An 18,529-nucleotide genomic window follows, 5' to 3' on the forward strand; every position below is an offset into this window, starting at 1 on the left:
GTACAGCAGGTCAGGGGGTGCGGTCGAACTCAGGACCAGGCGGCGTCGAGGGCCTTGAAGACGCGCTTGTCCGAGACCGGGAACGCGGTGCCCAGGGCGTGCGCGAAGTAGCTGACCCGCAGCTCCTCGATCATCCAGCGGATGTCGCGGACGGCGGCGGGGACCGGGCGTCCGGCCGGCTGGGCGGCCAGCAGCTCGGCGTACTCCGCCTGGATCTCGCGGACCTTCTCCATACGGGTGGTGTCGCGCTGGACGCCCGTCGGCATCTGCTGGAGGCGGCGGTCGGCGGCCACCAGGTAGCGCAGCAGGTCCGGGAGGCGCTTCAGGCCCGCCCCGGTGACGAAACCGGGGTACACCAGCCCGGCGAGCTGCTCCTTGACGTCCTGGACGTTCGCGACCAGGACGAGGCTCGCGGTGTCCTTCAGCCGGCGCTCGCAGGAGTGCCAGGCCGCGAGCACCTGCTGGACCTGCTGGATGGAGCGCCCGGTCAGCTCGACCAGGTCGGCCCGTACCGCGTCGAACAGCTTGCGGTAGCTCTCCTCGTCCCAGGCGGGCCCACCGTGCTCGGCGATCAGCCGGTCCGCGGCCGCGGTGGCGCAGTCCTCGAAGAGGCCCTGCACGCTGCCGTGCGGGTTGCGGGACAGCGCGAGCTTCTGCTGGTTGGAGAGCTTGTCGGCGGCGAACTTCGCCGGGTTGACCGGGACGTTCAGCAGGATCAGCCGGCGGGTGCCGCGCCACATCGCCTCGGCCTGCTCCGGCTCGGTGTCGAACAGCCGCACCGCGACCGTGGCGCCCTCGTCGACCAGCGCCGGGTACGCCTTGACCGGCTGCCCGGCCCGCCTGGTCTCGAAGGTGCGCGGGAGGGCGCCCACCGTCCAGTCGGTGAGGCCGGTGCGCTGCTCCATGGTGGCCAGCGCCGGGTCCGAGGCCCGCTCGAACGCCTTGGTGATCGCCTCCCGCGTCTTCGGCCGCAGCCGCTGCTTGAGCGCGTCGAGGTCCTTGTCCTCCGCGTGGCCGGCGACCTTGCGGCGCCGCTCGTCCACCACCCGGAAGGTGATCTTGAGGTGGTCGGGCACCTTCGACAGGTCGAAGTCCTCCGCCGAGACCCGTACCCCGACCATCCGCTGGAGTTCCCGCGCCAGCACCACGGGCAGCGGGTCGGGGCCGGCCGCGACCCGGTCGAGGAACGCCTGCGCGTAGTTCGGCGCCGGGACGTAGTGGCGGCGGATCGGCTTGGGCAGCGAGCGGATCAGCTCGGTGACGACCTGCTCGCGCAGGCCGGGGATCTGCCAGTCGAAGCCGTCGGGCACCACCTGGTTGAGCACCTGGAGCGGGATGTGCACGGTCACACCGTCGGCGTCCCCGCCCGGCTCGAACTGGTAGGTCACCCGGAACTTCAGCGCGCCCTGCCGCCAGGAGTCGGGGTAGTCGGCCTTGGTGACCGCCTCCGCGTTCTCGTTGATCAGCATGGAGTGCTCGAAGTTGAGCAACTCCGGTTCCTCGCGCCGCTTGTGCTTCCACCAGGAGTCGAAGTGGGCGCCGGACACGACGTGTTCGGGCAGCTTGCCGTCGTAGAAGTCGAAGAGCGTCTCGTCGTCGACGAGGATGTCGCGGCGGCGGGCGCGGTGCTCCAACTCCTCTACCTCGCCGAGGAGTTTGCGGTTGTCGTGGAAGAACTGGTGGTGGGTGCGCCAGTCGCCCTCGACCAGGGCGTTGCGGATGAACAGCTCGCGCGAGGTCTCCGGGTCGATCCGCCCGTAGTTCACCTTGCGCTGGGCGACCAGCGGGACGCCGTAGAGCGTCACCTTCTCGTACGCCATCACCGCGGCCTGGTCCTTCTCCCAGTGCGGCTCGCTGTAGCTGCGCTTGACCAGGTGCTCGGCGAGCGGCTCGACCCACTCCGGCTCGATCTTCGCGTTGACCCGCGCCCACAGCCGGGAGGTCTCCACCAGCTCGGCCGACATGATCCAGCGCGGCGGCTTCTTGAACAGCGCGGAGCCGGGGAAGACCGCGAACTTCGCGCTACGGGCGCCCAGGTACTCGTTCTTGTCGGTGTCCTTGAGGCCCAGATGCGACAACAGCCCCGCGAGCAACGACACATGGACCCGCTGCGGGTCCGCCGCGTCCTGGTCGCCGGTGGGTTCGGGCTCGATGGTGATGCCGAGGGACCGGGCGACCGAGCGGAGCTGGCTGTAGATGTCCTGCCACTCGCGGATGCGCAGGTAGTTGAGGAACTCGGAACGGCACATCCGGCGGAAGGCGGAGGAGGACAGCTCCTTCTGCTTGTCGCGCAGATACGCCCACAGGTGCAGGAAGGAGAGGAAGTCGCTGCTCTCGTCCTTGAACCGGGCGTGCTGCTGGTCGGCCTGCGCCTGCTTGTCGGCGGGGCGCTCGCGCGGGTCCTGGATGGACAGCGCGGCCGCGATCACCATCACCTCGCGCACGCAGCCGTTGCGGTCCGCCTCCAGCACCATGCGGGCCAGCCGCGGGTCGACCGGGAGCTGGGCGAGCTTGCGGCCGGTCTGGGTGAGCCGCATGCGCGGGTCCTTCTGCTGGGGGTCGAGCGCGCCGAGCTCTTCGAGGAGCTGGACGCCGTCCTTGATGTTGCGGCTGTCCGGCGGGTCGATGAACGGGAACTTCGCGATGTCGCCGAGCCCGGCCGCCGTCATCTGCAGGATCACCGAGGCGAGGTTGGTGCGCAGGATCTCCGCGTCGGTGAACTCGGGACGGGACAGGAAGTCGTCCTCGTCGTAGAGCCGGATGCAGATGCCGTCGGAGGTGCGGCCGCAGCGGCCCTTGCGCTGGTTGGCGCTGGCCTGGCTGATCGGCTCGATCGGCAGCCGCTGCACCTTGGTGCGGTGGCTGTAGCGGGAGATGCGGGCGGTGCCGGGGTCGATCACGTAGCGGATGCCCGGGACGGTCAGCGAGGTCTCCGCCACGTTGGTGGCCAGCACGATGCGGCGGCCGGTGTGCTGCTGGAAGACGCGGTGCTGCTCCGCCGACGACAGCCGCGCGTACAGCGGCAGCACCTCGGTGCCGCGCAACTGCCGCTTGGTGAGGGCGTCGGCGGTGTCGCGGATCTCCCGCTCGCCGGAGAGGAAGACCAGGATGTCGCCCGGGCCCTCGGCCTGCAGTTCGTCCACCGCGTCGCTGATCGCGGTGATCTGGTCCCGGTCGGCCTCCGCGGAACCCTCTTCGAGGAGTGGCCGGTAGCGCACCTCGACCGGATACGTGCGCCCGCTGACCTCCACCACCGGGGCGTCGCCGAAGTGCCGGGAGAAGCGCTGCGGGTCGATCGTGGCGGAGGTGATCACGACCTTGAGGTCGGGGCGGCGCGGCAGCAGCTGCGCGAGGTAGCCGAGGATGAAGTCGATGTTGAGGCTGCGCTCGTGGGCCTCGTCGATGATGATCGTGTCGTAGGCGCGCAGCTCGCGGTCGGTCTGGATCTCGGCGAGCATGATGCCGTCGGTCATCAGCTTGACCAGGGTGGAGTCGCCCACCTGGTCGGTGAAGCGGACCTTCCAGCCGACCGCCTCGCCCAGCGGGGTGCGCAGCTCCTCCGCGACGCGCTCGGCGACCGTCCTGGCCGCGATCCGGCGCGGCTGGGTGTGGCCGATCAGGCCGCGCACGCCCCGGCCCAGCTCCAGGCAGATCTTCGGGATCTGGGTGGTCTTGCCTGAGCCGGTCTCACCGGCGACGATCACCACCTGGTGGTCGCGGATCGCCGCGAGGATGTCGTCCTTCTTCTGGCTGACCGGCAGCGACTCGGGGTACGTGATCCGCGGCACAGCAGCCTGGCGGGCGGCTATCCGGGCCTCGGCCCTCCCGATCTCCGTGTCGATCTCGGTGAGCACCGCGGTGCGCGCCTCCGGCTTGCGGATGCGGCGGGCGCCGTCGAGCCGGCGGCCGAGCCGCTGCTCGTCGCGCGAGGAGAGCGCGGGCAGCCGCGCGGCGAGTCCGGAGAACTCGGCGGAGGAGGAGGGTTGCGTAGACATACGCGATCCAGCATCGCACCTGCCGGGGAGGACGGGCGAACCCATTTCGGCGGGGTTTTCGGGGCGTCCGGACGCGGGCGCGGTCCACGGGGTGCCCGCGGGTGCCTGCCGGTTGCTTACCGGGTGCCCGTCGGGGGGCCTGCCGGGGCGCCCGCGCCAACGACACAGGGCCCGTCTCCGATGGAAACGGGCCCTGTGTCGTGCGGTGGCTGGGGCCGGGGTCGAACCGGCGACCTACCGCTTTTCAGGCGGTCGCTCGTACCAACTGAGCTACCCAGCCGCAGCGGTCCTGACGGGATTTGAACCCGCGGCCTCCACCTTGACAGGGTGGCGAGCACTCCAAACTGCTCCACAGGACCTTGCTTGGTGCGGCACAAGTGTGACACATGATGTGCCCCGCTCTCGCACCGGTTTTCCGCGACGCCCGCGCCATGCCTTCCGGGCCCCCGGAAACCCCTGGGGATTTCCTGTGACCGTTCGGACATTTCGGCGGGCTGATGTCGCTGGATCAGCGTAGCAGAATCGGGGCGGGGTCCCGTACGCACCAGGTCCGCGCGGGCGCAGGTACGGCTTGGGAAAGAGCTTTGACGGTGTCATGACGCGCTGGGTAGCGTGCGGCCATGGACGTGCTGAGGTACGTGGCTTTCGCCACCGACGCCTCCGGGGGGAACCCGGCGGGCGTGGTGCTGGACGCGAGCGGCGCCGACGAGGCCGCGATGCTGGCCGTCGCCGCCGAAGTCGGCTACTCGGAGACGGCGTTCGCCGTGCCCCGCCCCGACGGCGGCCTGGACGTCCGCTACTTCAGCCCGCTGGCCGAGGTGTCGTTCTGCGGGCACGCGACCATCGCCACCGCGGTCGCCCACGCGCGTGAGCACGGCCCCGGCGCACGGGACTTCCACACCCGGGCCGGGCTCGTCAGGGTCGGGACCTCGGTGGGGGCCGACGGCGTGATCACCGCCGAGTTGGTGAGCGTGCCGCCCAGGTCGGTGCCGCCGGCCCCGGACGACCTGCCGGAGTTGCTCGCCGCGCTGCGCTGGTCCGCGGACGAACTGGACCCGGCGCTGCCGCCGCGGATCGCCTACGCCGGCGCATGGCACCCGGTGATCGCCGCCTCGACCCGGCAGCGGCTGGCCGCGCTCGACTACGACATGGCCGCGCTCGGCGACCTCATGCGCCGCCGCGACTGGACGACGGTCGACCTGGTCTGGCGGGAGTCGGAGACCGTCTTCCACGCCCGCAACCCCTTCCCGCCCGGCGGTGTGGTCGAGGACCCGGCCACGGGTGCGGCGGCCGGCGCGTTCGGCGGCTACCTGCGGGAGCTGGGCCTGGTCGCGCTGCCGGCCGAGCTCACCATCCACCAGGGCGACGACATGGGCCGGCCGAGCGTGCTGACCGTCGGCGTCCCCGCGGACCCCGCCGAGGGCATCAGCGTGCGCGGCGCGGCCGTACCGATCCCGGACTGACGTCAGGCCCGGCGCCGCGCGTCACCCGTACGGGGGCGGTACGGCCGGCTCGGGACGGGTCCCGGGTCGCACCGGGTAGACCTGGGGGAGCCGCCGGAAGGGGCGGACCCGGGTGGACCGGGGGCGCGAGCGGGGAGTCGAGCGATGGCCGGACACATGCGGTGCGGGTACGTCGCGGGCGCGGTGCTGGCGGCCGCGGTACTGGCGGGGTGCGGGTCGGGCGGGCACGGCGACGGGCACGGGAGCGGGACCGCCCAGGGGGCCGGGCGGACACCGGCGACCACCGCGGCCGCGACCTCCACCGCGCCGGCGCCCGCGCCGCCCCCGGTCCCGCCCGCCACCGCGAGCATTCCCACCACCGCGACCACTCCCGCCACCGCGTCCCCGAGCGCCGCCACCACCGATCTCCACGCCTGCTACGACGGCACCTGCGAGATCACCGTCTCCCGGCCGGTCACCGTCCCGGTGGACGGCCGGTTCGGCTTCTCCGCGTTCAAGGTCACCCACATCGGCCCCGACGGGGTCACCATCGAGGCGAACGGCGCCGGGACCCACCTGGAGTCCGGGGTCAGCCCCGGCGGCACCGCCGCGCTGAACGGCATCTCGGTACGGGTCCGGTCGGTGCACGGGGGCACCGCGGACCTGTCGATCTCGCACCGCTGATCCGCCGCGCGGGCGGTCAGGTGCTCGGCTTGACCAGGAGGAGTTCGGTGTTGTGGTCGGCGGAGGTACCGAGCTTGGCGGCGGGGGTGGCGTAGGGGTCGTTGAAGGAGAGCTCGCGGTAGAGGGCGGCGAGGTTGGGCTCGGTGGTGGTGCCGAAGTCGGTGGCGTAGGGGGCGGCGGACTCGACGAGGGTGGTGAAGAGCGACAGGGTGCCGTCGTGGTTGTCGGCGATCTCGATCAGCCGGGCGTGCTGCGGGAAGTCGACGTGGGAGGCGGTGTTGATCTCCCAGAACGCCCGCTCGGGGACGGCGTGGCCGTGCGGGGTGATGAGGTTGGCGTGCGTGTGGCCGTTCACCCAGGCCACCACGTTGGGGTAGCGCTGAAGCAGGGTGACGAGTTCGGTGCCGGTGTGCCGGCCGTCGAGGAGGTTGTACGGGTCGGGCAGCGTGTTGCCCATGGTGGTGCTGGTGTGGTGGCTGAACAGGACGACGAGCTGGTCCTGGGAGCCGCGCCGGACCACGTTGCCGTCGGTGTCGTACCAGTGGGTGCTGTACGACTGGAGCACCGACTCCAGCCACTTGAGCTGGGCGGAGCCGATGGAGCCGTCCGCCCAACCGGCGCGGTTGGTGGTGTCGAGGCTGACGCCGAGGACGCCGTCGGAGATCGGGAAGGTGTAGTAGAGCTTGCCGCTGTCGGCCGCCGCCGCGGTGAAGCCGTGGCCGTACGGGCCGGGGCCGGTGCGGGCGGTGTCGAGGTGCGCCTGGGCGAACTGCTTCGGGGTGAAGGGGGCGCGGCGGGCGTCGGGGGTGACCGAGCGGACCGGGCCGCCGCCTTCGAGCAGGCCGAGCAGGAGGGCGACCGCGGTCGCCGGGTCGTGCTGGATCGCGTCGGCGAGCTTGGCCGCGGTCGCGTCGTCCACGCCCTCGATCTTGCCGCCGCCGGTGTAGAGCGAGCCCAGCAGGCCCAGGTCGGGCAGGGTGCCCTCGATGCTGTCGTCGTGGTTGCCGACCGTGGTGTACCAGGGGGTGCGCAGCCCGGTCGCGGTGAACGGCTTCCCGGCCGCGGCCAGGAAGCCCGGCACCTGCGGGAAGCCGGCCGCCTTGTAGTGGTCCTGGTAGGACGACTCGGGGTTCCAGTACAGCGCGGAACCGGAGTTCTGCACGCCCTCGTACCGCGAGGTGTCCCCGGTGTTCGGGGTGATCGCGCCGCCGCTCATCACCGTGAGGTACCAGTCGAGTTCGACCTGCTCGTGGTTGTCGGTGTTGTCGCCGGTCGCCATCACCAGCGAGAACGGCAGGCCCGTGTAGGGGCCGCCGGAAAGGGAGTTGACCCGGTCCACCAGCGAGGCCGCGCCGCGCACGGTCAGCGCCTCGTGCGGGCGGTAGGCGGAGTCGATGTACTGCGCCAGGTACTCGAAGCGCACGGGCGACTCGGTGTCGGCCAGGTGCAGGTCGGTGAACTGCACGAAGGAGGCGAGCCCGGTCCGCGTGGTGTCCCGCCCGGAGCCGGCCGCGGCCAGCTCGCCGCGTACCACCAGCGGCCAACCGGGCCCGGCCGCAAGCCTCTTGTACGTGCCGGTGCCGGTCGCCGTCGCGGCCTGGGCGAGCGTGGTGCCCTCGACCGCGACGGCGCGCGCGGCGGTCGCGGCGACCGCGCGGTCGTGGGCCGCGGCCGACGCGAACGGGCTGTCCACGAGGGTCAGGGCGGCGGCCGCCGCCGCGGCGGAGGCACCGGAGAGGAACTGGCGTCTGCTGGCTGCGCGCATGGACAAGTCTCCTGACGGTGGGCGGGGTTGGCGCTCGTGCGGCTGCTGCTCCGGCCGTTCGCCGGCCGGCGTGTCGGGCGTCGCTCGGCCCGTGCCGGAGACGTGCCCGGCGCGCGCCCAGCTCCGTATTACCAGCCGGTAATGGCCAACCGCCAGGGTCCCGCCGCATCTTCACGGCGGGTTGGCCGCCGCGTGAACCGGCCGTGAAGCGACGGCGGCGGTACGCGGCGCAGGTCCGTACGCAGCGGATGCCCGTACGCGGCGCAGGTTCGTACGGGGGCACGTGGCCGGGTTCGGGTTCGCGGGGTGAAGTGCGGCTTTGCTCGGGGGAGTTCAGCTCTGGGCGGTCGGGCGGATCACGATCTCGTTGACGTCCACGTCCGCCGGCTGCTCGATGGCGTAGCCGATGGCCCGGGCGATCGCGTCCGGCGGGATGGCGATCTCGTCGCGCTTGGCGAGGAGTTCGGCGCGCACCCGCGGGTCGGCCGCGCCCGCCGCGAAGTCGGTGTGCACGAAACCGGGGGAGACGGAGGTGACGCGGATGTGCGGGCCGGCCTCCTGGCGCAGGCCCTCGCAGATGGTGCGGGCGGCGTTCTTGGTCGCCGCGTAGACCACCTGGCCGGGGACGATCCGCAGGCCCGCGGTGGACAGGGTCGTGACGAAGTGCCCCGAGCCCTGGGCGCGGAAGACCGGCAGGGCCGCGGCGATGCCGTGCAGCAGGCCCTTCACGTTGATGTCGACCATGTCCGCCCAGTCCTCGAGCCGCAGGTCGTCGAGCGGGGAGACCGGGCCGATGCCGGCGTTGCCCACCAGGACGTCGAGCCGGCCGAAGCGCTGCCCGGCGAGGGCGACGAGCGCCGCCAGGTCCTCGCTGCGGCGTACGTCGGTCCTGGCGGTGACGGCCTCGCCGCCGGCCGCGGTGATCCGCGCGGCGAGCGCGTCCAGCCGGTCGGTGCGGCGCGCGCCGAGCACCAGCCGGGCGCCGCGCGCGGCGAGCAGCAGCGCGGTGGCCTCGCCGATGCCGCTGCTCGCGCCGGTGAGGGCGACGACCTTGCCGTGCAGCGGGGGCGTGGGGGAGGAAGGGGATGCGGCGGAGGCGGGGGTCGCGGGTGCTGCGGTGGACATGGACTGCTCCTTGCCGGGGGTTCGCGGTATCGTCGGAGGGGGAAGCGGACACGCGTCCACTTCCATTCCAACGTAGCGGACAGGTGTCCGCTTAGCAAAGGACCCGGCCCGGTCCCGCCCTGCCGCGCCCTGCCACGGCGCGGCGCGGTGCGGCGGCGCGGCCGGACCGGAGGGAAGGAAGGGCGCCTCGTGACCGAGCGAGCACCTCGGCGGGCCGACGCGGAGCAGAACCGGGCCCGGATCGTGGACGTGGCCCGGGTCGCGCTGACCGAGTCGGCCGACGCGACGCTGAACTCGATCGCGAAGCGCGCGGGGGTCGGCCAGGGCACGCTCTACCGGCACTTCGCCACCCGAGAGGCGCTGCTGCTGGCCGTCTACCGGCAGGACATCGAGGAACTGCTGCGCGCCGCACCCGAGTTGCTGCGCGCCCACGAGCAGCGGCCGCTGGACGCCCTGCGGCTGTGGCTGGACCGGCTGGCGGCGTACGGCCGGATCAAGCACGGCGTCGCGCAGGCCGTGGAGGCCGCGACCCGGGCGGACCTGTCCAACGAGTACTACGACCGGGTGATCGACACGATCGGCTCGCTGCTGCGGGCCGGGCAGGACGCCGGCGCCGTGCGCGCCGACGTGGACGCGCCGGACGTGCTGCTCCTGGTGGACTTCCTGTGGCGCAGCGACCAGGGGCCGGACTGGGAGCCGCGCACCCGGCACCTGCTCGGCCTCGTGCTCGACGGGCTGCGGGCGCGGCCGGGTGCGTCGGCGGGTGCGTCGGCGGAGGGTTCAGCGGGGGCGTGACCCGGGGGCGTCCGCGGGCTCGTCGCCGAAGCCGTCCTCGTCCGGCTCGGTCTCCATCAGGTCCAGGTCCGGTGGCACCAGCGTGGTGGACTCGACCAGGCCCTTGAGGAGGTTGTGCAGGAGGTTGTTGTCCCACGGGGTGCCCGCGTCGCCGTCGTGCATCAGCGGGTACGGGAAGCCGCCCTCGTGCAACCGCCGCCGTACGGAGGCGAGTTTGTACTCGATCCGGCGCACGCTCCAGTTGTCGTCGGGGCGCAGGTACGCGAGTTGCTCGGCGGTCTGCCGGTATGCCAGCGGACGCGGGCCGTCCTCGTAGAGCAGGTAGTGCTGGCCCATGACGACCAGCAGCAGGCGTTCGTCGTCGTCCAGCGGCCACAGCTTGGGCGGCAGGGTCTCGGCGCGGCGGCGGGGTACGGCGCCGCGCTCGTCGTGGCCGGTGACGTACAGCTCGACCAGGTGCTCGCGGAAGCCGGAGCCCTTGACGAAGACCGGGGTGTAGCCGGGGACGAGCGGGATCGGGTCGGTGGTGGTGTGCATCAGGCGGCCGTGCGGCAGGCGGACGAGCTGCCGGCCGGTGTTGCGCAGCCACCACTGGCGCTTGCGGTAGGTGAGTTCGCCGTGCCGGCGACTGACCCGCAGGTCGTCCTCGCCGACCGGCAGGTCCACGTCGTCCGGGCGCTCGCCGCGGCCGAACCTGACCACCAGCCCGGCGCGCGGTGCCACCTTGATGCCGCCGGTCACGGTGCGGGCGTGGAGCGTGCCGGGGCTGGCGGGCGCGGCGCCCCGCGCGAGGCTGTCCGGGCTGTTCACTGTCTCCTCCTCATCGGCGGCGGGGGTGGGCCGCGCGCTCCCCTCCGGTGCACGGCCCCGCGGTGTCCCCCGTGCGCCTTCCACTCTCGTCGCGCACCTCTTTGTCCGAGTGTGCCCGGCCGGCGCGGGACCCCTCCGCAGACCGGTCAGCGGGTGGGGAGCCGGGCGGCGGCCGCGGCGGCGAGCCGGGTCGCCATGGAGCGCAGCCTCGCGTCGCCGCCCGAGCCGCTGACCTCCAACTCGAAGGTCTCGGCGAGCCGGTCGCCGTGGTCGTCGGTGTAGGTGCGGTAGACCACCTCGACCACGGCGGTGTGGTCGCCGTCGGAGTCGGGCGGGGCGACGAAGGCGCGGTGGCCGCCGAGGCGGGTGGAGGTGCCGTCGTCGGCGGTGGGCGGCTCGCCTCGGTCGAAGGCGAGGTCGACGTCGATGTCGCTGGTGGTGCTCTGCCACGAGCAGTCCCAGTTGCCGTAGGAGACGTCCGGGTCGTTGGCGTCGATGCCGGGGACGACTTCGAGCGCCGTCGCGGTCAGCAGCGTGCAGGCGTCCGTGTCGACCAGCGACTCGGCGGGCAACGCGGGTGTGCGGCGCGGGAGTCGGCCGCCGGTCGGCACGGCGTTGAGGGCGGCGACCGCGGCGGTGGTGGCGGTGTCGGCCATGCCGCACAGCACGGTGGAGGAGGGGTCGGAGTCGTCGGCCGGCTTCGCGGTGACGACGGCGTGCACGCTGGTGGAACGGTGCCGCCCGCCGTGGTCGTGGCCGCCGTTGCCGCTGTTGCTGTTGCCGGCGCTGTTGCCGCCGCCGGTGTCCGCGGCGCCGTCGAGCAGGAGCGTACGGTCGCACTCGCCGCCGTCCGCCGGCTCGTCCACGACGCGCACCCGGCCCGCGGTGTGCACGGTGCCGGTGGGCTGCGCCGAGCCGTCGACGAACTCCACCTCGATGTCGATCTCCGGCCCGGACCTGGTGTCCACGATGACGTCGCACCGGTCGAAGTTGCCGTATGCCGGGTCGAGTTCGGCGTCGCCGTACTTCGCCAGCACGGCGGGCTTCGCGAGCGCGCAGGGGTCGGCGGTGCGCTGGTCGCCGAAGAGGGCCGCGGAGACGGAGCCGGCGGACGTGGGCGCCTTCGGCGCGGGGCGGCCCGAGGGCGCGGAACCGGGTGCGGCCGACGCCCCGCCCGAACCGCCGCTCGCCGCCCACACTCCGGCGGCCGCCGCCAGCACGACCACGGCCGCGGAGACCGCGACGACCGACCGCAGGTGGTCCCGTAGGAATCGGCCGGGACGCAAGGGGGTGGGGCGGAACAGGCCGGGGCGGAACAGGCCGGGAGGAAAGCGGGCGGGCTCCGAACGGTCCTCCGCGGTACCGCTGCTGCGCTCCGTCGGCTCCAACGGGTCGGGAAGCGCGGGCAGTTCGGCGACCGGTCCGGCCGCCGCGCGCAGCAGCTCCAGCGCCTCGGCCGCGCTGGGCCGCGCGCCCGGGTCGCGGCGCAGCATCGCGGTCAGGGGCTCCCGCAACGGGCCCACGTCGGCGGTCAGTTCGACGTTCCGCCGGGATTCCGGGCCCGGCCGGTACGATCCCGCGCCCGGCGCACCCGGGGGCCGCGGCGGATCTCCGCTGATCAGGGCGTACACCATCGCGGCGAGCGAGAAGACGTCCGAGGCGGGCTCGGGCTGCCCGCGGACGACTTCGGGCGCGGCGTAGTCGGGGGTGTAGCCGATCGCGCTGTTCGGGGTGATCGTCTCCTTGCCGCCGACCCGGTACGCGGCGCCGAAGTCGGCGAGTTTCACGGTGCGGGGGCCGGTGGCCACGACGTTGCCCGGTTTGATGTCGCCGTGCACGATGCCCTCCGTGTGCAGGGCGATCAGCGCGTCCGCGATCTGCGCGCCGAGGTGGGCGGCGAGGTGCGGGGGCAGGGGCGGGCGGTGGTCCAGGCTGCCGCCGGGGGCGTACTCCATCACGAGGTAGGTGGTCGCGCGGTTGCGCCGGCCGACGCGGACGGCGTCGTGCAGGGTCACCACGTGGGGGTGGCTGAAACGGGCGAGGACGCGGGCTTCGGCGCGGAGCCGGTCGAAGCCGGTGGGGCTCTCGACGCCCAGGACCCTCTTCAGGACGACGTCCCGGCCCAGTTCCTCGTCGTGGGCGAGCCAGACTTCGCCCGAGCCGCCTCGGATCGGGCCTTTCGTCAGGCGGTAGCGCTCGCCGACCTTCGCACCCAGGCGCACTCGCGCATCCCTCACCCGTCACGCATGACCCATCCGCCGCAGACAGTATGGCCGTCCCCGACCCTCGGGGGTGGCTGGTTCTGTCGGTTCCGGGGGCACCTGGCGGTGGGGGGTCCTGGTGTGCCCCCGCTGGGGGTTCCCTGGGTGGGCTCGGCCTGGTTGGGGGGTGGGCGGAGGCGGCAGGGTGGGGGCGAGGGCGTTCGGCTGGCCGGGGCGCCGGGATCGCGTGACCGTGGATGAGGGGGCAGTCACGGTTCTGAGGGAGTGAGGGCATGACGCACTGGAACGACGCGGACCTGGAGAAGATCGGTACGGCCGGGGAGCTCGACCTGCGGTCCGAACGCGCCGACGGCACCCTGCGGGCACCGGTGACCATGTGGGTGGTGCGCGTGGGGGACCGCCTCTACGTGCGCTCGGTGAAGGGCACGGACGGCCCCTGGTACCGGGGCACGCGATCTCGGCACGAGGGCCTCGTCGAGGCCGGAGGCGTACGGCGGCAGGTGGCGTTCCGCGACGCCGATCCCGGAGAGTACGCGGACGTGGACGCCGCGTATCGCACGAAGTACGGGCGCTACACGGGCATCGTCGAGCACGTCCTGACCGAGGGTGCCCGGACCGCCACGCTCGGGCTCGAACCGCGCTGACGCCCGACCCCGGCCGGCCGCCCCGCCGACCCCCGCACCGGATCACCCGGATCACCCGGATCACCCGGATCACCCGGATCACCCGGATCACCCGGATCACCCGGATCACCCGGATCACCCGGATCACCCGGATCACCCGGATCACCCGGGACATCCCAGACACCGTGAGGAACACCTGCTCATGCGCGCCACACTGCTGTACGCGGCCGACGATATACGCGTCGAGGATGTCGCCGACCCCGAGATCAAGAACCCGACCGACGCGGTCGTACGGATCGTGCTGTCCTGCGTCTGCGGCAGCGACCTGTGGCCGTTCAAGTCGCTGCCGCCCACGGACAACCCTCGCCACATGGGGCACGAGTTCCTCGGTGTCGTGGCGGAGACCGGCTCCGAGGTGCGCGGGTTGCGGCCCGGCGACGTGGTCGTGGCGCCCTTCGTCTACGCCGACAACACCTGCGTGTACTGCCGGGAGGGGTTGCAGACCTCCTGCCTGCACGGCGGGCAGTGGGGCGTGAACGGTGTGGACGGCGGTCAGGGGCAGATCGCCCGCGTGCCGTACGCCGACGGGACCCTGGTCAGGCTGCCGGTCACGGAGGACTCGGAGCTGCTGCCGGACCTGCTGACGCTCTCCGACGTCCTCTGCACCGGATACCACGCGGCGCGCACCGCGGGGGTCGGCCGCGGTGACAGCGTCACCGTCGTCGGCGACGGCGCGGTGGGGCTGGCCGCGGTGATCTCCGCGAAGCTGCTGGGCGCCGAGCAGATCATTCTCATGGGGCGGCACAAGGCCCGCACCGACCTCGGGCGCGACTTCGGTGCCACCGAGGTGGTGGCCGAGCGGGGTGAGGCGGGCGTCGCCCGCGTGCGGGAGCTGACCCGGGGGGAGGGGACCCGCAAGGTGCTCGAATGCGTCGGGCTCAAGGACGCGATCGTGCAGAGCTTCGGGGTGGTGCGGGCCGGCGGCACCATCAGCCGGGTCGGTGCGCCGCAGTTCTCCGAAGTCCCGTTCGGGTTCCCCGACTTCATGCGCAACATCACGCTCACGGGTGGGGTGGCGCCCGCGCGGGCGTACATCGAGGAGCTGATGCCGCACGTGCTGGACGGCTCCATCACGCCCGGGCGGGTCTTCGACCGTACGGTCGGCCTGGAGGAGATCGCCGACGGGTACCGGGCGATGAACGACCGCGAGGCCCTGAAGGTGTTGGTCCGCCCCTGACCCTCCGGGGTGGGTGGTGCTGTCGGTTGAGGGACCACCTGGCGGTGGGGGCTGGTCGCGCCGTTCCCCGCGCCCGTTCGGGGCCGCGCCGTTCTCCCCCCGGAGCTACGCCTGGGCGCTACCCCCGCGCGCTCCTGGGGTGCGGGCGCGGGAGGGGTCCCGTTGGAGCGGCGGTAGGTAAAGGGGGTGGAGCGGAGCGGTCGGGACGGCGGAGGGGCTGACGGATGAGTGCGTCGCAGCACCTTGCCGTGGGGGCGCGGCCGGGGGAGTCGTCGTGGGCCGGGCGGGCGGACGGGGTGCGGCTGTTGGGCGTGTGGACGGAGCGGCGGCCTGGTCACGGGGAGGACGCGGAACCGTTGGTGCTGCACCATGTGCCCAGCGGGGCGGGGTTGTTGGCCGTGTTCGACGGGTCGGGCGGCTCGGGGGCGGCACCGGCCTGGCAGGGGGCGGACGGGCGGACGTACACCGGGGCGTGGGTGGGCGCCCGGGCGGCCAGGCTCGGCACCGAACGCTGGTTCCAGCGCCTGGTCGAGCACGGCGAACCCGACACCGCGGACCGGCTCGCCGAGCATCTGCGCGGCACCCTGCGCGCCGCGGCGCCCCCCGCCCGCGGCAAGATCACCGGCTCCATGCGGCGCGCCCTGCCCACCACGCTGTCCGCCGTGGCCTACCGCCTGGGCCCCGACCGGGTGAGCTGGCGCGCCCTGTGGGCCGGCGACTCCCGGTCGTACGCCCTGCTGCCCGGCAGCGGACTGCACGCGCTCACCCGGGACCACACCACCGAGGACGACGCGCTCGACCAGCTCCGCCAGGACCCGCCGATGACGAACGTGGTCTGCGCCGACCGCGACTTCACCGTCGACGCCCAACCTGCGTCCGGGAGGCGGGAGTTCGCGCTTCCGTGCGTGCTGCTCGCCGGCACCGACGGCTTCTTCGGCTACGTGCACACGCCCGCGCTCTTCGAGTACCTGCTGCTGAGCACGCTCGGCCGGGCCGGGGACATGGCCGACTGGGCGGCGCGGCTGCGGACGGCGGTGCAGGCGTACACCGCCGACGACGCGTCGCTCGGTCTCGCCGCCTTGGGCTTCCCGGACTTCCGGGCGCTGCGCGAGGCGTTCCGCGAGCGGTACCGGGCGGTGGTCGCGGCATACGTCGCCACCTTCCCCGAGCGGTACGGCGGGGATCGGGAGGCGGGCCGGGCGGGGGCCGAAGTGCCGGACGGGGGAGGCGGGTTCGGCGCGGGCACGGCCGGGTTCGACGCGCTGCGGCACTGGCAGGAGGAGACCTGGCGGGCGTACCGGCCCGGCTACGAGCGGTACATGCCGCCGCTGCCGCCCGTACTGCCCGCACAGCGGCCGGAGCGGCGTGTGGTGCCGCCGGCGGGGCCGGAGGCGGGCGCGTGAAGAGAGGCGACGTGGTCGGCGGCTACCTGGTCGCCACCGACCCGACCAACGCGGGCGGTGGCAAGTGCGTGTGGGCGTTCGCCGAGAAGGACGGCGGGCAGTACTTCCTCAAGCGGTTCCTGGAGCCCAAGCGGCCCCGGGAGGGCGGCGGCGGGAGCGCGGAGAGCCGCCGTATCCGGATGGAGACCTGCCGGCACTTCGAGGCGCGGCACCGGGCCGTGATGGAACTGCTGCGGCCGGACGCCCCGGGCGCGGGCAACCTGGTGCTCGCCACCGACTTCTTCCACCAGGGCAGCACCTACTACAAGGTCACCGAGCGGATCGACACCAGCACCCTGGACCACCCGCACACCCTCGACCCGCACCAACTGGCCGTCCTGCTGAAGACGTTGGGCGCCAGCGTGCGCATGCTGCACGGCATCGGCGTGGTGCACGGCGACCTCAAGCCCGCCAACGTGCTGGTCCGGAAGCGCGCCGAAACCGCCTTCCACACCGCCAAGTTGATCGACTTCGACGACGCCTACGTGGCCGGGGAGCCGCCGGGCCGCGAGGAGATCGCCGGCGACTCGCTCTACGGTGCCCCGGAGTGGCGGCGCTACGTCCAGGGCGCCGCGTCGGTCGACGGCGCCGACCTCACCACGGCGGTCGACGTCTTCGCGCTCGGCCTGATCACCCACCTCTGGCTGACCGGCGAACTCCCCAGCTACGGCGAGCGGTTCGGCTCGCCGGCCGACGCGGTGAACTCCGGTGAGCCGCTGGCGTACGACCCCCGGCTGAGCACCCCGATGCGGCGCCTGGTCAAGGCGATGGCCGCGCGGGAGCCGGGGGACCGGCCCAGCGCGGAGGAGTTCCTCGCGGCGCTGCGGGACCCCGGGGTGTGCGCGCTGGGCGAGCCGCACCGGGAGAGCCGGCTGCGGGTCAACCTGCCGGACAGGTCATCCGACCGGCCCGCAGAAGGGCCCGCCGGCAGGTCTGCCGGCAACTCGCCTGATACATCGCCCGGTTCGCCCGCCGGTCTTCCTCGCGACGCTTCTTCGGTTCCGGACCCGGACCTGGACCCGGACCCGGGACCGGGCGCGCCCGCCGCCGACCGTACCGGGCCGCCGTCCGTGCCGCCCGCCCCCGCACCCACCCGGTCCCGGGTCCGGATCAACCTCGGTGGCCGAGCCGGCCGCCACCCCACCACCCCTGAGCCGAGGAAGGACCCATGAGCGCGGAGATCGAGAAGTACCGCGGGAACCTGCAGTACGCCGTCGACATCGTGATGTGCATCGACATCACCGGCAGCATGAACCCGGTGCTGGACGCCGTGAAGGAGAGCTCGCTCCGCTTCCACCAGCGGCTGCACGGGATGATGGCGAGCAAGGGCAAGGAGATCAGCCAACTGCGCCTGCGGGTGGTGGCGTTCCGCGACTTCGGCGACAACCCTGACGACGCGATCGAGCAGACCGGCTTCCTGCGGCTGCCCGAACAGGCGGCCGAGTTCGAGCGGTTCGTCCGCGGGCTGCGCGCCACCGGCGGCGGCGACTACCCCGAGTCCGGCCTCGAAGCCCTCGCGCTCGCGGTCAACTCGCCCTGGGAGAAGGGCCTTGACCGGCGCCGGCACGTGATCGTGGTCTTCACCGACGCGCCCGCGCACCCGTTGGGCACCGTCGGCGAGGGCACGCAGACGTATCCGCGCGACATCCCGGCGAGCCTGGACGAGCTGTTCGAGCAGTGGGGTTACGCGCGCAGCCAGATGGCGGTGATGGAGCAGTCGGCGAAGCGGCTGGTGCTCTTCGCGCCGGAGGAGGAGCCCTGGAAGGAGGCCATCGGCGAGGAGTGGGACCTCACGCTGCACTTTCCGTCGAAAGCGGGCGAGGGGCTGGAGGAGTTCGAGATGGACGAGATCATCGAGACGATCGCGAACAGCCTGTGAGGTTGCAGGGCGTGGACGCGCTGCTCACCGCGGGGCAGCGGCTGGAGTTCCGGTGGGCCGGCGGCAACCAGCTGTCGATGGCGCCCGAGGCGTGCGTCGCGGTCTACGGGCACCCGTTCGGCCGCGAGGGCGGACTGCGGCTGGTGTTCCGCTTCCGGCCCGGCGACGCGGGGCCCAACGACGGGCACGTCACGGTCGCCGCCGTGATCGGACCCGAACACGCCGAGGACGCCTGGCGGTTCGTGCAGACGCTGGTGGGTGTCTACGGAATCGAGGACGCCGCCTGGACCGACGGCAGCAAGGTGGTGGCCGAACGGCCCGCCCGGATACCGCCGGACGACCCGGACTGGCTGGCCGCCCCCGCCTCCCCGCCCACCGAGGCGCTGCTGTGCTGGGTGACCCGGCGCCTCACCGACGCGGACGTGTGAGATGCCGCCGGACGGACCGGACGGACCGGACGGGCCGGACGGACCGGGTGAGCCGGGTATCCCGGGTTCGCCGGGTGGGCGG

14 protein-coding genes and 2 tRNA genes are annotated in these 18,529 nt (G+C 73.2%); 9 read left to right on the forward strand and 7 right to left on the reverse strand.

What is annotated here, in order from left to right; translation table 11 throughout:
* Nucleotides 1–29: 29 nt before the first annotated feature.
* The 3 genes from hrpA to OG896_RS21495 all read right to left on the reverse strand — a co-directional run bounded on the left by hrpA (nucleotide 30) and on the right by OG896_RS21495 (nucleotide 4,354).
* On the reverse strand, nucleotides 30–3,995 hold the full coding sequence (gene hrpA / locus OG896_RS21485) for an ATP-dependent RNA helicase HrpA (protein ID WP_329367726.1): 3,966 nt from the start codon (nucleotides 3,993–3,995) through the stop codon (nucleotides 30–32).
* 206 nt (nucleotides 3,996–4,201) lie between these two features.
* A tRNA-Phe gene (locus tag OG896_RS21490) sits at nucleotides 4,202–4,275 on the reverse strand.
* A gap of 4 nt (nucleotides 4,276–4,279) precedes the next feature.
* Nucleotides 4,280–4,354, reverse strand: a tRNA-Asp gene (locus OG896_RS21495).
* Nucleotides 4,355–4,615: 261 nt separating this feature from the next.
* On the opposite strand from OG896_RS21495, the gene OG896_RS21500 reads away from it, so the two are divergent.
* Nucleotides 4,616–5,458: a PhzF family phenazine biosynthesis protein gene (locus OG896_RS21500; RefSeq protein ID WP_329367728.1), complete on the forward strand. Its 843-nt coding sequence runs from the start codon at nucleotides 4,616–4,618 to the stop codon at nucleotides 5,456–5,458.
* Nucleotides 5,459–5,602: 144 nt separating this feature from the next.
* Nucleotides 5,603–6,121, forward strand: coding sequence for a hypothetical protein (locus OG896_RS21505; protein ID WP_329367729.1), 519 nt, complete (start codon nucleotides 5,603–5,605; stop codon nucleotides 6,119–6,121).
* 16 nt (nucleotides 6,122–6,137) lie between these two features.
* Here OG896_RS21505 and OG896_RS21510 read toward each other — a convergent pair whose 3' ends face one another.
* Together OG896_RS21510 and OG896_RS21515 are read right to left on the reverse strand one after the other, a co-directional pair.
* A complete protein-coding gene (locus OG896_RS21510; RefSeq protein WP_329367731.1) occupies nucleotides 6,138–7,886 on the reverse strand; it encodes a TIGR03767 family metallophosphoesterase in 1,749 nt (582 codons plus the stop codon).
* Nucleotides 7,887–8,219: 333 nt separating this feature from the next.
* Entirely contained in the window at nucleotides 8,220–9,011 is a 792-nt protein-coding gene (locus OG896_RS21515; protein WP_329367733.1) for an SDR family oxidoreductase, read from the reverse strand.
* Nucleotides 9,012–9,200: 189 nt separating this feature from the next.
* Between OG896_RS21515 and OG896_RS21520 the strand changes: the two genes are divergently transcribed.
* The gene (locus OG896_RS21520; RefSeq protein WP_329367734.1) at nucleotides 9,201–9,806 is read left to right on the forward strand and encodes a TetR/AcrR family transcriptional regulator; all 606 of its coding nucleotides are present in this window, start codon (nucleotides 9,201–9,203) and stop codon (nucleotides 9,804–9,806) included.
* On the opposite strand, the gene OG896_RS21525 is transcribed toward OG896_RS21520, so the two are convergent.
* Both OG896_RS21525 and OG896_RS21530 read right to left on the reverse strand, forming a co-directional pair.
* Nucleotides 9,792–10,616 carry an FHA domain-containing protein gene (locus OG896_RS21525; RefSeq protein WP_329367736.1) on the reverse strand — a complete coding sequence of 275 codons (825 nt, stop codon included), beginning with the start codon at nucleotides 10,614–10,616 and terminating at the stop codon, nucleotides 9,792–9,794. The two genes, OG896_RS21520 and OG896_RS21525, sit on opposite strands and share 15 nt — an antisense overlap.
* A gap of 146 nt (nucleotides 10,617–10,762) precedes the next feature.
* The gene (locus tag OG896_RS21530; protein ID WP_329367738.1) at nucleotides 10,763–12,838 is read right to left on the reverse strand and encodes a serine/threonine-protein kinase; all 2,076 of its coding nucleotides are present in this window, start codon (nucleotides 12,836–12,838) and stop codon (nucleotides 10,763–10,765) included.
* 272 nt (nucleotides 12,839–13,110) lie between these two features.
* On the opposite strand from OG896_RS21530, the gene OG896_RS21535 reads away from it, so the two are divergent.
* From OG896_RS21535 to OG896_RS21560, 6 genes are all read left to right on the forward strand, one after another.
* A complete protein-coding gene (locus OG896_RS21535) occupies nucleotides 13,111–13,482 on the forward strand; it encodes a DUF2255 family protein (RefSeq protein ID WP_329367740.1) in 372 nt (123 codons plus the stop codon).
* Nucleotides 13,483–13,663: 181 nt separating this feature from the next.
* Nucleotides 13,664–14,698, forward strand: coding sequence for a zinc-binding dehydrogenase (locus OG896_RS21540; RefSeq protein ID WP_329367741.1), 1,035 nt, complete (start codon nucleotides 13,664–13,666; stop codon nucleotides 14,696–14,698).
* Nucleotides 14,699–14,922: 224 nt separating this feature from the next.
* Entirely contained in the window at nucleotides 14,923–16,101 is a 1,179-nt protein-coding gene (locus OG896_RS21545) for a serine/threonine protein phosphatase (protein WP_329367743.1), read from the forward strand.
* A complete protein-coding gene (locus OG896_RS21550; protein WP_329367745.1) occupies nucleotides 16,098–17,312 on the forward strand; it encodes a serine/threonine protein kinase in 1,215 nt (404 codons plus the stop codon). The genes OG896_RS21545 and OG896_RS21550 overlap by 4 nt, the downstream gene beginning before the upstream one ends.
* Nucleotides 17,309–18,019, forward strand: coding sequence for a vWA domain-containing protein (locus tag OG896_RS21555; protein WP_329367747.1), 711 nt, complete (start codon nucleotides 17,309–17,311; stop codon nucleotides 18,017–18,019). The genes OG896_RS21550 and OG896_RS21555 overlap by 4 nt, the downstream gene beginning before the upstream one ends.
* Nucleotides 18,016–18,447, forward strand: a complete 432-nt coding sequence (locus tag OG896_RS21560; protein WP_329367749.1) for a hypothetical protein — start codon at nucleotides 18,016–18,018, stop codon at nucleotides 18,445–18,447. Before OG896_RS21555 ends, OG896_RS21560 begins: the two co-directional genes overlap by 4 nt.
* The last annotated feature ends 82 nt before the right edge of the window (nucleotides 18,448–18,529 follow it).

Source organism: Streptomyces sp. NBC_00669 (genome assembly GCF_036226785.1).
Taxonomy (GTDB): Bacteria; Actinomycetota; Actinomycetes; order Streptomycetales; family Streptomycetaceae; genus Actinacidiphila.

What these genes read in the sequence shown, in the direction of transcription:
- hrpA (WP_329367726.1), bottom strand. Translation starts at nt 3,995, where the DNA reads ATGTCTACGCAACCCTCCTCCTCCGCCGAGTTCTCCGGACTCGCCGCG.
- OG896_RS21500 (WP_329367728.1), top strand. Translation starts at nt 4,616, where the DNA reads ATGGACGTGCTGAGGTACGTGGCTTTCGCCACCGACGCCTCCGGGGGG.
- OG896_RS21505 (WP_329367729.1), top strand. Translation starts at nt 5,603, where the DNA reads ATGGCCGGACACATGCGGTGCGGGTACGTCGCGGGCGCGGTGCTGGCG.
- OG896_RS21510 (WP_329367731.1), bottom strand. Translation starts at nt 7,886, where the DNA reads ATGCGCGCAGCCAGCAGACGCCAGTTCCTCTCCGGTGCCTCCGCCGCG.
- OG896_RS21515 (WP_329367733.1), bottom strand. Translation starts at nt 9,011, where the DNA reads ATGTCCACCGCAGCACCCGCGACCCCCGCCTCCGCCGCATCCCCTTCC.
- OG896_RS21535 (WP_329367740.1), top strand. Translation starts at nt 13,111, where the DNA reads ATGACGCACTGGAACGACGCGGACCTGGAGAAGATCGGTACGGCCGGG.
- OG896_RS21540 (WP_329367741.1), top strand. Translation starts at nt 13,664, where the DNA reads ATGCGCGCCACACTGCTGTACGCGGCCGACGATATACGCGTCGAGGAT.
- OG896_RS21545 (WP_329367743.1), top strand. Translation starts at nt 14,923, where the DNA reads ATGAGTGCGTCGCAGCACCTTGCCGTGGGGGCGCGGCCGGGGGAGTCG.
- OG896_RS21555 (WP_329367747.1), top strand. Translation starts at nt 17,309, where the DNA reads ATGAGCGCGGAGATCGAGAAGTACCGCGGGAACCTGCAGTACGCCGTC.